The organism is Exiguobacterium sp. UBA3968, assembly GCF_002385115.1.
GTDB lineage: Bacteria > Bacillota > Bacilli > Exiguobacteriales > Exiguobacteriaceae > Exiguobacterium_A.
On sequence record NZ_DGCW01000005.1, the window covers coordinates 1,277,968 to 1,290,317 of the forward strand.

Annotated in this window: 11 protein-coding genes and 2 pseudogenes; 3 read left to right on the plus strand and 10 right to left on the minus strand. The window is 47.8% G+C overall.

All coding sequences use genetic code 11. The annotated features are described in order from the left end of the window. Positions 1-2 precede the first annotated feature (2 nt). From def to gmk, 5 genes and pseudogenes are all read right to left on the minus strand, one after another. A pseudogene (gene def, locus B3S86_RS08470) lies at positions 3-440 on the minus strand (peptide deformylase); the annotation flags it as partial. Between the two features lie 9 nt (positions 441-449). Then, a complete protein-coding gene (gene priA / locus B3S86_RS08475; protein WP_290751479.1) occupies positions 450-2,774 on the minus strand; it encodes a primosomal protein N' in 2,325 nt (774 codons plus the stop codon). Beyond that, positions 2,771-3,961: a bifunctional phosphopantothenoylcysteine decarboxylase/phosphopantothenate--cysteine ligase CoaBC gene (gene coaBC, locus B3S86_RS08480; RefSeq protein ID WP_035406877.1), complete on the minus strand. Its 1,191-nt coding sequence runs from the start codon at positions 3,959-3,961 to the stop codon at positions 2,771-2,773. Before coaBC ends, priA begins: the two co-directional genes overlap by 4 nt. Positions 3,962-4,017: 56 nt before the next feature. Continuing rightward, entirely contained in the window at positions 4,018-4,221 is a 204-nt protein-coding gene (rpoZ, locus tag B3S86_RS08485) for a DNA-directed RNA polymerase subunit omega (RefSeq protein WP_029342114.1), read from the minus strand. Between the two features lies 1 nt (position 4,222). Next, positions 4,223-4,840, minus strand: coding sequence for a guanylate kinase (gene gmk, locus B3S86_RS08490; protein ID WP_174316772.1), 618 nt, complete (start codon positions 4,838-4,840; stop codon positions 4,223-4,225). Between the two features lie 169 nt (positions 4,841-5,009). On the opposite strand from gmk, the gene B3S86_RS08495 reads away from it, so the two are divergent. Beyond that, positions 5,010-6,701, plus strand: a complete 1,692-nt coding sequence (locus B3S86_RS08495; RefSeq protein WP_035406875.1) for an Rqc2 family fibronectin-binding protein — start codon at positions 5,010-5,012, stop codon at positions 6,699-6,701. A 63-nt stretch (positions 6,702-6,764) separates the two neighbouring features. Here B3S86_RS08495 and B3S86_RS08500 read toward each other — a convergent pair whose 3' ends face one another. From B3S86_RS08500 to B3S86_RS08515, 4 genes are all read right to left on the minus strand, one after another. After that, positions 6,765-7,676, minus strand: a complete 912-nt coding sequence (locus B3S86_RS08500) for an FUSC family protein (RefSeq protein ID WP_290751486.1) — start codon at positions 7,674-7,676, stop codon at positions 6,765-6,767. Beyond that, entirely contained in the window at positions 7,673-8,575 is a 903-nt protein-coding gene (locus tag B3S86_RS08505) for a DUF4097 family beta strand repeat-containing protein (protein ID WP_290751489.1), read from the minus strand. Before B3S86_RS08505 ends, B3S86_RS08500 begins: the two co-directional genes overlap by 4 nt. 204 nt (positions 8,576-8,779) lie before the next feature. Continuing rightward, entirely contained in the window at positions 8,780-9,469 is a 690-nt protein-coding gene (locus B3S86_RS08510; RefSeq protein WP_290751492.1) for a metal-dependent hydrolase, read from the minus strand. A 19-nt stretch (positions 9,470-9,488) separates the two neighbouring features. Next, complete coding sequence (locus B3S86_RS08515) at positions 9,489-9,623, minus strand: winged helix-turn-helix transcriptional regulator (protein WP_349677888.1); 135 nt, start codon at positions 9,621-9,623, stop codon at positions 9,489-9,491. 282 nt (positions 9,624-9,905) lie between these two features. Here B3S86_RS08515 and B3S86_RS08520 point away from each other — a divergent pair. Then, positions 9,906-10,368: pseudogene (locus tag B3S86_RS08520) on the plus strand (VOC family protein). A 29-nt stretch (positions 10,369-10,397) separates the two neighbouring features. After that, positions 10,398-11,369: a zinc-binding dehydrogenase gene (locus B3S86_RS08525; protein ID WP_290751495.1), complete on the plus strand. Its 972-nt coding sequence runs from the start codon at positions 10,398-10,400 to the stop codon at positions 11,367-11,369. Positions 11,370-11,480: 111 nt separating this feature from the next. On the opposite strand, the gene B3S86_RS08530 is transcribed toward B3S86_RS08525, so the two are convergent. Then, a complete protein-coding gene (locus B3S86_RS08530; protein WP_035406859.1) occupies positions 11,481-12,290 on the minus strand; it encodes a GNAT family N-acetyltransferase in 810 nt (269 codons plus the stop codon). Between the last annotated feature and the right edge of the window lie 60 nt (positions 12,291-12,350).

Here is a 12,350-nt window from a genome sequence, read left to right on the forward strand (position 1 = left end):
TGCTCGACGAGTTTATCCGTGAACAGGACACCATCTAAATGATCCATCTCGTGTTGGATGGCACGTGCAAAAAAACCGTTTGCTTTGATTTTAACCGTCCGCCCGAGACGATCTTGAGACTTGACGACGATTCGGTCGAACCGTTCAACCGGTCCGAAGATGCCCGGCATACTGAGACATCCTTCATCATCGATTTGCGAACCGTCCGCTTCGATGATTTCCGGGTTGATCAGCTCGATTGGTCCCGTCTCATCATCGGTATGAACGACGGCTACACGAATCGGCTGGTTGATTTGCGGGGCGGCTAAACCAACCCCGTCATATTCGTACATCGTATCGAACATCCGGTCGATCATTTTACCGAGTTTTTTATCAAACTTCGTGACAGGTTCACACACCTGTCGTAATACATCATTTGGTACTTCTACTACTTTATACATACAGACACCTCACATGAATACAAATGGATTCAAGTCAATCGCGACTTGTGTTTTTGATTTTTGACGACGGGATAAGATATCACGGAGATGTGTCCGGACATCCTCCTGTCCTTTATGTTTAATTAAGACCTGTTGCCGGTACATATTTTTGAGTCGAGCGAGTGGTGCATCAAACGGTCCATTGACGACTAAATCCTCAGATTCAAAGGCACGAAGCTCGGAAGCGATTTGCTGCGCTTCTGCTTGTGCTTCGAGCGGATGCGCTGCTGAAACTGTAATCAGACCAAGGAACCAAAATGGTGGATGCCCACCGAGCTTTCGCAATTGCATCTCTCGCTTATAAAACGTTTCGAAATCATGCTGTTTGGCCGTTTGAATGACGTAATGCTCCGGGTTGTAGGTCTGGATAATTGACTGACCAGCGAGTTGACCCCGTCCGGCACGACCCGACACTTGGGTGATCAACTGAAACGTGCGCTCACTTGCTCGAAAATCCGGAATACCAAGCGTCGCATCGGCAGCAATCACTCCGACGAGTGTAACGTTCGGAAAGTCGAGACCTTTTGCGATCATCTGTGTTCCGAGCAGAATGTTTCCTTCCTTGCGTTCAAAGGCATCGAGTAATTTCTCATGCGCACCTTTACGCGACGTCGTATCCTGATCCATCCGGATGATTCGCGCCTCCGGAATCAAGTGTGCCAATTCTTCCTCAATCTTTTGCGTACCCGTTCCGAACTGACGAATTTTCGTCGATTCACAGGACGGACAAGTTTTCGGCATTGCGGCTTCAAACCCACAGTAGTGGCATTTCAAGCGATCTTCATGTTGGTGATAGGTTAAATTCACGGCACAATGCGGACATTGTAGCGTCTCCCCGCAATCCCGACATAAGACGAAGGTCGTATATCCGCGACGGTTCAGGAGTAAGACGGTTTGTTCCCCACGTTCGATGCGTTCTTTGATGCCTTCGACTAGCGCGAGGCTGAACGGCGTACGATTGCCCCGTTCGAGTTCCTTACGCATATCAACGATGTCGACTGGAGGCAGTTCCCCACCGAATCGTTCACGAAGCGGTAAGTAACGATAAACCCCTTTTTGTGCCCGTGCATACGTCTCGAGTAACGGTGTTGCACTTCCGAGCACGACGGGACAACGATGATAGGCTGCCCGCCATTTTGCGACATCACGCGTATGATAGCGCGGATTCTCTTCTTGTTTATAGGTTGTTTCATGTTCTTCATCGAGAATGATGATTCCGATATTCGTCAGCGGCGCAAACACGGCGGACCGTGCACCGACGACGACATCGACCTCGCCTTGAGCGATTTTGCGCCACTCATCATACTTTTCTCCGAGCGATAGACCGCTATGCAGGACAGCGACCCGTTCTCCGAAACGACGTTTGAACCGTTTGACCATCATCGGTGTCAGACTGATTTCAGGGACGAGCAAGATCGCTTGTCTACCGCGTTCGAGTTGTGCATGAATCGATTCAAGATAAACTTCCGTCTTACCGCTTCCTGTTACGCCATGTAACAAAAACGTTCCGGTCTCAGCTTCAGCCGTAATCGCCGAGACTGCTTCCTGTTGCTTTTCCGTCAAAGAGGACGGCACAAAGATGTCTTGGACGAGATGTTCGTAAGGATTTCGCCGTACATCGATCGTCTCGACTTGAATGATGCTCTTTTTCTCGAGAGCGTTCAACGTCGCGCTCGTTGCGCCCGTTGCCTGCTTGACTTCACTCCAAAGCGCATCCGGAAATTCTTGAATATACGAGTAAAGTGCCGCTTGTTGGCTCGCTTGTTTCGTAAAAGTTGCCTGTTCCTCTAGGAGACGAATACGTTTATCCGTCTTTGACGTCTTTTTCTCGCGAATGACCGGTTGAAGCGTCACGCCAGCTTGTTTCGCCGCTGTTAAGACGATTTGTTGGACTTCCGTTGGCAATTGACTCATTTTCTTGCCATGATATGCCCGAAGTGGGCCCGACTCGACTATGACCAGTTTATCATAACTCACCTTTAAGGCAGCCGGCAGCATCGCAAGCAATGCCGTCGCTTGAAAACACAAAGTCGTTTCCGATAGATACGCCGATAACTCGAGTAATTCCTGTGTATAGGTCGGGGTCTCATCTAAGACACGGACGATCGATTTGACGTTCGTCAAATCAGAGGTTTCTTTCGTTCCGACGACGATCCCAAGCAACGCCCGTGGACCGAACGGAACCTCTACGCGCATTCCGGGAACAATCAGCTCCTGCCAGAGTTCCGGCACGGCATAATCAAAAGGACGATCGACCGTTGCTGCTGCGACGTCAACGATGACTTCGGCTATCATGCCAATGCCTCCGCGAATTGGCGCATGAGCGATTTGGCGAGCGTCGATTTCAATTGTTGATCGTATCGCGTGACGGAATCGTTCTTTCCAAAAACGACGACTTCATTTTCATCACTGACGAATCCGATATCAGATCGTGACACATCGTTCGCGACAATGAAATCGGCTTTCTTTCGGACGAGTTTTTGTTTAGCGAACGTCTCGACATCCGTCGTCTCAGCCGCAAATCCGACTAATAGCTGATGTTGTTTCTGCTCACCAAGCGTCTTCAGAATATCGGTCGTCTCTTCGAGTTCAATTCGAAGTGGTCCGTGGATTTTTTTCTGCTTCTGATCGTACTGGATAGACGGTCGATAGTCAGCTACGGCAGCTGACATGATGACGATGTCTTGCGTTTCATAATCACGTAACATGGCTTCAAGCATCTCTTCTCCTGATTCAACAGCAATCGTCGCTATCCCGGTCGGTAATCCGATCCGAAGTGGTCCATGGACGAGCGTGACATCGGCACCTGCGTCTCTTGCCGCTTCTGCTAGCGCAATTCCTGTCTTTCCGGAAGAATCATTCGTCAAGTAACGAACCGGATCAATCCGTTCCACGGTCGGTCCCGCACTGATCAAGACTTTTCGTCCGGCTAGATACTTCTCTTCAAAGAACGTTGAGAGTGTTGCGACTAAGTCTTCCGGTTCAGGTAAACGACCTTTCCCGACCCAACCACATGCGAGATTTCCGACTCCCGGTGCAATCACCTGGACACCGTCCTGCTTCAGTTGTTCGATGTTGCGGACTGTCGCCGGATGTTCGAGCATGTTGACATTCATCGCTGGTGCGACGATGACGGGACATGTCGCTGCAAGGATCGTCGTCGTGATGAAATCATCCGCGATCCCGTGCGCGAGTTTTGCAATTAAATTCGCGGTCGCTGGTGCGACGACGATCAGGTCCGCTTCGTCCGCTAAATCGATATGGGCGATCTTTGACGGATCATGCTCGATGAAGACGTCATCATAGACCGCTTTTCGCGTCAGTGCTTCAAACGTCGTCTTACCGACGAATTGTTGCGCATTACGCGTCATCGCGACTTGAACGTGTGCGCCTGCTTGAACAAGCTTTGAAGCGAGTGCTGCTGATTTGTAGGAAGCGATTCCACCGCCGACACACAGTAGAATGTTTCGGTTGGTTAACATGTAGGTGTCCTCCTTATTGAAAAAAACAGCCACGATGACAAGTGGCTGCTTCAAAATTAGTCTTGCGGTTGGTTCGTGACGGATACTTCTTCGAAATAAAGCTCTTCTAAAGCTTTCCCGACCGGTTTATGCGATTTTGGGTTCGTGACTTTCACGCGTTTCCCGTCTTGGATTTGACGCGCACGCTTAGCGGCAACTGTAACGATTGTATATTTCGACGGTACTTTCTTTTGAAGCTTATCAACTGATGGATATAACATATCACTTAACCTCCATGGCTTTTTTATATAGGGACGCGACACGTTCCCGACTGCAATGTTCCGCTGTGACGATCGCTTGGATCCGGTCACAGGCTTTATGAATTTCGTCGTTCGTCACGACATAGTCATAGGCATCCATCATCTCGATTTCTTCCTTAGCGACGAGAAGACGTTGCTTAATGACTTCCTCCGATTCCGTTCCACGCCCTACGAGGCGGTTCCGTAATTCTTGGAGGCTTGGAGGTGCAAGGAATAAGAAGACAGCTTCCGGAAAATGTTCTTTGACCTGCATGGCCCCTTGAACTTCGATTTCGAGAATGACGTCTTTTCCTTCATCTAGGATCTGGTTCACCCATTCGACAGGTGTTCCATAGTAGTTCCCTACGAATTCAGCATATTCCAAGAGTTGATTGTTCGCAATCATCTCTTCGAATTCTTCACGCGATTTAAAGAAATAGTGGACACCATCTACTTCTCCTTCACGCGGTTGGCGCGTCGTACAGGATACCGAGTAATGCAGATCGTTATCCTGATCTTCGCGCAAGGCACGACAGACCGTTCCCTTTCCGACACCACTTGGACCAGATAATACGAGTAATAAGCCACGCTCTTTGAAAATCACTTCAAAAACCCCTCCATCTCACAAACTTCACATTGTTTCATATTAGCAGTAGAGATAGGAAGTTCGCAAGTCATCTTTTTTAGCTCGACTGCTTTATCATACCATAACGATGCCATTTCTGTTACCTTTAGAAAGTGAGAACGAAATCAAGAAAGAAGGTAATCGTATGGCTTTTGACGGATTGATGACGACACGCGTCGTCAAAGAACTCCAACCGCTCGTCGGAGGACGGATCAATAAGGTATACCAACCATATACATTGGATTTAGTATTCCAGGTCCGGGCCGAGCGAAAAAACGTATTGTTGCTCGCCTCTGCGAATGCCATGTATGCACGGATGCACATTACGTCGGAAGCGGTCAGCAACCCGAGTGAACCCCCACTCTTCTGTATGATGCTTCGCAAGCATGTCGAAGGCGGATTCATCGAATCGATCGAACAACTCGAACGCGACCGGATCATTGTCTTACGTGTCCGTTCCCGCAACGAACTTGGCGATGAGGAAGCGAAAAAAATCTATGTCGAGTTGATGGGACGACACTCGAACATCATTTTGACCGATGGACAAGATAAGATCCTCGATGCGATCAAACACTTACCACTCAGTCAAAATACATTCCGGACGATCATGCCAGGGATGACCTATCAACTTCCACCAGCACAGGATAAAGTGGATCCACTCACAGGAGATATCGAAAAGGCACTCCACCGAATCGACTGGAACGCTGGGAAACTGGATCGCCAGTTACTTGGTCTCTTCAGTGGTCTGTCTCCACAAATTGCTAAGGAAGTCGTCACGCGGGCAGGTCTTGCGAACCGGACGAATCTTGCTACCGCTTTCCAGGACGTCTTAAAAGAACTAAACGGTCCTTATGTATTGCAACGGATGGAAGGCGGCAAGGAACGCTTTGCACCGGTCCGCTTAACGGAAGGTTCAATCATTGACGAAAAGACGTTCGCGACGAGTGGTCAAGTCCTCGACGCATTCTTCCATCAAAAAGCAAACCGCGATCGTGTCAAACAACAAGCGGCCGATCTCGAACGGTTCATCAAGAGTGAGTACGATAAGAATATCTTAAAGCGCTCAAAACTCGAAAAAGATTTAGAAGCGACGTTACGAATGGATGAATGGAAGCATAAAGGAGAACTGCTGACGACTTATCTCTATCAGCTCGAACGCGGGATGAAGGAAGCAACCGTCGTCGATTACTATGATCCAGACGGTGCTGAAATCACGATCTCGCTTGATCCCCGCTTCTCGCCAAACGAGAACGCACAGCGTTATTACAAACGGTATAACAAATTAAAAACCGCCAAAGTCGAAGTCGCGCGCCAGCTTGAGAAGAACCAAGCCGAGATTGCGTACTTCGAAGGTTTGCTTGCCCAACTCGATGTCGCATCCCCGGAAGATATCCGGGAAATGCGCGAGGAACTCGTCGAAGAAGGTTATCTGCGCGAACGACAAAAGAAGAAAAAGAAACCACAACTCCCACAACTCGAAGAATATCGTTCTTCGACCGGCCTTCCATTCTTCGTCGGAAAGAACAATAAACAAAATGATTACGCGACGTTCAAGTTTGGACGTCGGTCCGATACGTGGTTACACACGAAGGATATCCCAGGATCGCACGTCATCATTCAAAGTGATGCACCGGATGAGACAACGTTAAAAGAAGCAGCGATTGTTGCCGCCTACTACTCGAAAGCACGTGAATCGAGCCAAGTCCCGGTCGATTTTACGGAGTTACGATATGTCAAAAAACCGAGTGGTGCAAAACCCGGCTTCGTCATCTATACGGATCAAACGACACTTTACGTCACACCTGATCCAGATGTCGTCCAATCCTTACGTCAATGACGCTACACAAAAAAGCGCTGTTTTTCCTAAATATCACTTAGGAGAGACAGCGCTTTTTCATCTTCACTTCATTTTTTCTAACTGTTCCCGATAATCGAGCAAATGCCCATGGATGATATCCTTCGCCTCGCTTAATTCTTGATTGAATGAGAACATCGCTTGTTTTCGTTCGTGGGAGAAGATGACATCGTAATGATGGCTGAGTAAGAAATCAATTTCCTGGCCGAGCGTCTTTTCCTGTTCTTCTGTCATCGGGATATCCCGATGACTGGCAATGCTTTCAAGCAAGACGAGCAACTTGTCTTCAAGATCGACAAGCTCCTTCAGTCGGATGAACGCTTCACTTTGACCGCTTGCCATCAATGGATATTTTTGATCTTCTTGAAGCATCAACATCATTTCTTCATGTTTGAGAATTTGTTTCCGAACGGCAAGCAGCCTCGTATCATCTTGCACAAGACTCCGCCAATCTTCCATCAACTGTTGCGTCGTTTTTTTGACAAGCAAGAGTAAACGATCCTCATAATGTGGCGGGAAGACGATGTAATTGATGAGGACAGCAGATAACACACCGACGACAGTCAACAACGAACGTGATAATGCATAGTGGACGTAGTCGGCGGTCGGACTCTCGAACATCAACACGATGGCAAAGGCCGCGAACGTCGACATATCCGTTCTTCCAATCATCGAATTAAGGACGAGCGAGACAATTACGGCGAGTCCAATCGTCAGCGGATTCGCCCCAAGTGTCGCAACAATCGCAAGACCACACATTAATCCAAGTACTGTTCCGAAAATCCGGTTGAAGACGATTTTAAACGACCGATGAATCGTCGGTTGCATGGCAACAATTGCTGCGACAGCCCCCATTCCCGAATAAATATCGAACACATACCAGGAGATACTAAGCGCAAGAGCTACCGCGATACCGGTCTTGACCGTTCGTAGTCCAATCCGAAACTTTAATTTCACTCGAGCGTCACCTGCCCGACTTCACTATTGACTGTCACTTCCGGTTTTTCTTGTTTCGACAGTTCATAAATTGTCTCATCCTTATTCTTTTGTTTCGTATATCGGTCAGAGGCTTTAATATCGCCTCCTGTGTCAATCGTAATCGTACCGGCTGATTTATTTGGTTTTAGCTTCGTCGCGCCGTCAATCGTTGCGACGTCGAGACTCAACTTCGCCACATATTCCGCAAGAGAAACACTTTCACCTGTCACTTGCGCATGGACGGCATCCATCTCTTTGATGGAAATCGCACGTGTTGCATTCAGTGTAATCTCATCACCTTTTACTTTATCGAGACTCATCGCTTCTCCGTCCATCTCGATCGTTTTTGCGTAGATGCCCATTCCTTTAAGTGTTCCAGCATCGACATCGACACGGTTCATATAACTCGGTAGTCCCACTTGAATCGTATAGTCTGCTGTTTTTTCGCTCGGACGATTGCCGAGTCGAGACAGCCAACCATCTCGTCCTGTCACCGTTACCGTATTCGTCGATGTACTGATTTTCAGTCGTTTTCCACTCGATGCACTATCGACGAGTTTGATTTGGACGTTTCCGTCTGTGCTTCGAACGAATTGTACCGTTGCGTGCGGCGCCTCGATGGCGAGAGACTTATAGCGATTCGTCGTTTTGAATGTTTCGCCGCGCGATAACAATTCCGTTGAGACGAGCAATGTAATCGAATAGATGACGACAAGTCCGAGAACGACACCACCGTATAAATAAAGCGGTCGCTTCACTGGTCCTTTTTCTCCAATGCGGTTCAACCGTGCATCCATCTTTTGTTTTTGTTTATTTTTTAAGCGTGTGAACGACGATTGTTTTCGTTTCCGCACACTCCTACTGTTATGCTCTTCCATGTCAGTCCCTCCATCTCATGTCTACCATTATTCCGAATATCTGAATCGGCTGTCAACAGCCCCTTCTTATCATAGAAGAAGTTCACCGTTTCGCCATCGGGCGGAAGAAGGAAGCATAATCGGATGAACTACAGATATTCCAGAAGAATAATCGACAAAAAGGAGAGGAACCTTGACGTTTCCTCTCCTTTGCTTAAGAACGGATTATAATTCGAGTGACTCGCCGATCGCGAGTAAATGACCAGTTTGACCTTGCGCTTCAATTTGTTCACAGAATACGTTCGCATCTTGTTTGATTAAATCAAATGTATCGTAGTGGATCGGTACGACTGCTTTCGCTTGCAACATATCTGCAGCGATCAACGCATCATCCGGACCCATCGTGAAGTTATCACCGATCGGTAAGAAGGCTAAATCGATTGCGTGATGGGCGCCATAAAGGGCTAAATCCCCGAACAGTGCCGTATCGCCTGCGTGATAGATTTCTTTGCCTTCGATTGTCAGCAAGAATCCAGCCGGCATCCCCATATACGTAATGGTTTGTTTCTCTTCATCGATGATGCTTGATGAATGGAATGCCTGTGTCATCTTTACTTTACCAAACGAGAATTCAAACTGTCCGCCAAGGTTCATCGGATGGACATTCAATCCTTTGAAGCTTAAATACGTTGCCAACTCATGCGTAGCGATGATCGTCGCCCCCGTTGCTTTCGCGATCCGCTCTGCATCAAGCATATGATCGGCATGCGCATGCGTCAAAAGAATGAAGTCCGCCTTGACGTCATCGGGATTCGTCGTCGCTTTATCGTTACCACTAAAGAAGGGATCGATGACGAGATGGTGACCATTCGTTTCAATCGTTACTGTTGACTGTCCATGATAAGTTAGCTTCATCTAGTTCACTGCCTCTCGATTAGGATTCGGATAATTGATTCCCTTCCCCCCATGCACATAAACCTTTCATAACCGGTTGTAGTGTAAATGACGCCTCTGTCAATTTGTATTCGACGTGCAGAACGGCTTCATCATACTCAATCTGCTCAATTATTTTGAGTCGTTCAAGTTCCTACAACTGATCAGTCGAGACTTTCCGAGAAATCCCGGGAATGGCACGTTGTAACTTAAAAATATTTCGTATCTTTCTCTAACGTGCAATATAATTGTGAACGCCATTTTCCGCCGATGATGGCGAGCTCCCGATTGACCGGAAATTGTTCAGTCGACATGTTGTTCTCTCCCCCAAAGTCGTTACTTCAAAGTGCGTACTATGAAATGGAGTGTAGCGCAGGTTAAAGTATGCTTAAATCATTTTGCAAAAAGAGTGTTAGACATGACGTATCCATATAATTTTTCGCACATCGGTCTTTCCGTGCCGAATCTCGACGAAGCTGTTCGTTTTTATCAAGAGATGAAGGACTGGTATATTATCATGGAACCATTTGATGTCCTCGAAGATGATTCTACCATCGGTGTCATGTACACAGACGTCTTTGGTACATGATGGGACAAGTTCCGGATCGCCCACATGGCGTCAGATGATCGCATCGACATCGAGTTGTTTGAATTCCCGAACAATGAACAATCCGAGAGTAATTGCGAATTCCTGAAACAGGTATCTTGCATTATACGGTTCAAGGCCCAGATGTCGAAGGGTTCGTCGAAAAAATCGTCCTCACGGCGGTAAACAACGGATGTCGATCTGCGAATACTATCCAGGAGACAAACCTTACCGGATAGTCTACTGTGAGGATCCATTTGGTAATCTCGTCGAAATTTACTCTCACTCATATTAACTCACGTATTCGAAAGGAGCTTATTAAACATGAAAGCATGGTTAAACCACTCAGGTACAGCCATTGATCAATGGACATTCGAAGAGGTCAAGACACCGACGCCAGGAGAAGGACAAGCCTTGATTCGCGTCAAGACGGTCGCACTGAATCCCGTCGACTATAAGGCAACCAAAAATCCAGCTTGGACGTTCCCGCATATTCCGGGCGTTGACCTAGCGGGTGTCGTCGAACAAATCGGACCCGGCGCAGAAGTGAAAATCGGCGATCGTGTAGCGATTCATACGAACCTGCAACGCGATGGTGCTTTTGCTGAATACGTACTTGTTGATACACGTGCTCTTGCCCCGATTCCAGAAGACGTCTCATTCGCTGAAGCCGCTGCGATTCTTTGCGCAGGCATGACAGCTTATGAAGCGATCGTCCAAAAGATGAATACGACAGGTAAAGAGACGATTCTCATCCATGCTGGTGCAGGTGGTGTGGGTGGCATCGGCATTCAACTCGCAAAACGCCTGGGTCTTAAGGTCGCGACGACTGCTTCGACGGAAAACCATGAGTGGGTCAAGCGACTCGGTGCCGATCTTGCCATCGACTACAAAAAAGAAAATGTAACCGAGGTCATTCGCGATTGGACGAATGATCGTGGCGCTGACTTGATTTTCAGTACGGTCGGTCGAAATGAAGCAACAGCAGATCTCGGACGTCTTGCCTTCTCGGGTCAACTCGCCTTCATCGCCGGCGGTCCTGATCAATCGGTCGTCAAGCCGTTCACGCTCTCCCCTTCGATCCATGAAGTAGCACTTGCGGCTGCTTATGCAAGCGAAGATGACCGCGCGATCCGAAACCTTGGTCATATGGCAAGTGAATTATTACAACTGGTCGCAACGAAAGAACTCGATCCACTCGTCACAGAGGAGATTCCAGCAGCGGACATCGTCAAAGGATTACAACGTCTATCTGAACGTCACGTCCGTGGTAAAATCATCGCTAAATTTAACTAATACTTGCCGCGGCATAAAACAGCCGACTGTCCTTAGATAATAGGACGGTCGGCTGCTGTCGTACTCTATTTTTTAATTCCTGAACGTTGACTGAAAAAGCATCAGCCATGTTCACCGGTAGCGTTCTTGTTTTTTGATATGTAAGGATCGTCCGACTAACTCGAAACCGACATGCTGATAGATTTTATTCGCTGTCTGGTTCGACCAATCGGTATAGAGCGTCACGACCGGATAAGACTGTAGGAGGTGTTCAGATAGTTTTGCGACAAGATAAGAAGCATATCCATTCCCACGTAGTTTTTTCGGCGTATAGACGTAAGAAATCGTAATCCCAGTTTGCGTGGGACGTGTCGCTGCCGCCATCGCGACGAGCGTATTTCCGCTAAACAATCCGAACAAGCTTCCTTGCTGAATGTGTCGCGTCATTGACTGATGGAGTTGCGTAAGCTGTCGATCAGATGGACGCGTTTCGACCTCATATAAAAATCCGGACGCAAATTCTAAGGCTTGTTGTCCTTCATCGTTCGAAACCGGTCGGAAGACGACGTTCTCCGGAACATGTGGCATCTCGACCTTCGTCAATGCATACATCCCTTGTTCCATATGTACCTCATACATGGAATGTGGGAGTAAAAGCGGCGCTAAGATGGCCTGTTCTCCGACGAATCCTGGACTATCCAGAATTCGCGCAAGCTTTCGAATCCCTTCTTGCGAGAACATATCCCCTGCGACGATGACTTGCTCCGGTATCGTTTGCAATATGACGAGACGATGATCGCCTTCTTGTGCCGTTGCCATCAAGAGCGGTTCATCCCCACGTTCTAATATACCTAGAATCAACTGATGCGTATCTGGACGTTCAAGCAGAAACGGGAGGACGACCATTTTGAATTGTTCATAATCACGATAATGCGTCACCATAGTCGACGACCTCCTTTATTTCTATAGTGTACCAAATCATGCACTAGAAATCGTAGGTCG

Excerpts from the sequence above, each read along its gene's own strand:
- priA (WP_290751479.1), bottom strand. The coding sequence starts at position 2,774 with ATGATAGCCGAAGTCATCGTTGACGTCGCAGCAGCAACGGTCGATCGT.
- coaBC (WP_035406877.1), bottom strand. The coding sequence starts at position 3,961 with ATGTTAACCAACCGAAACATTCTACTGTGTGTCGGCGGTGGAATCGCT.
- rpoZ (WP_029342114.1), bottom strand. The coding sequence starts at position 4,221 with ATGTTATATCCATCAGTTGATAAGCTTCAAAAGAAAGTACCGTCGAAA.
- B3S86_RS08495 (WP_035406875.1), top strand. The coding sequence starts at position 5,010 with ATGGCTTTTGACGGATTGATGACGACACGCGTCGTCAAAGAACTCCAA.
- B3S86_RS08505 (WP_290751489.1), bottom strand. The coding sequence starts at position 8,575 with ATGGAAGAGCATAACAGTAGGAGTGTGCGGAAACGAAAACAATCGTCG.
- B3S86_RS08510 (WP_290751492.1), bottom strand. The coding sequence starts at position 9,469 with ATGAAGCTAACTTATCATGGACAGTCAACAGTAACGATTGAAACGAAT.
- B3S86_RS08525 (WP_290751495.1), top strand. The coding sequence starts at position 10,398 with ATGAAAGCATGGTTAAACCACTCAGGTACAGCCATTGATCAATGGACA.
- B3S86_RS08530 (WP_035406859.1), bottom strand. The coding sequence starts at position 12,290 with ATGGTGACGCATTATCGTGATTATGAACAATTCAAAATGGTCGTCCTC.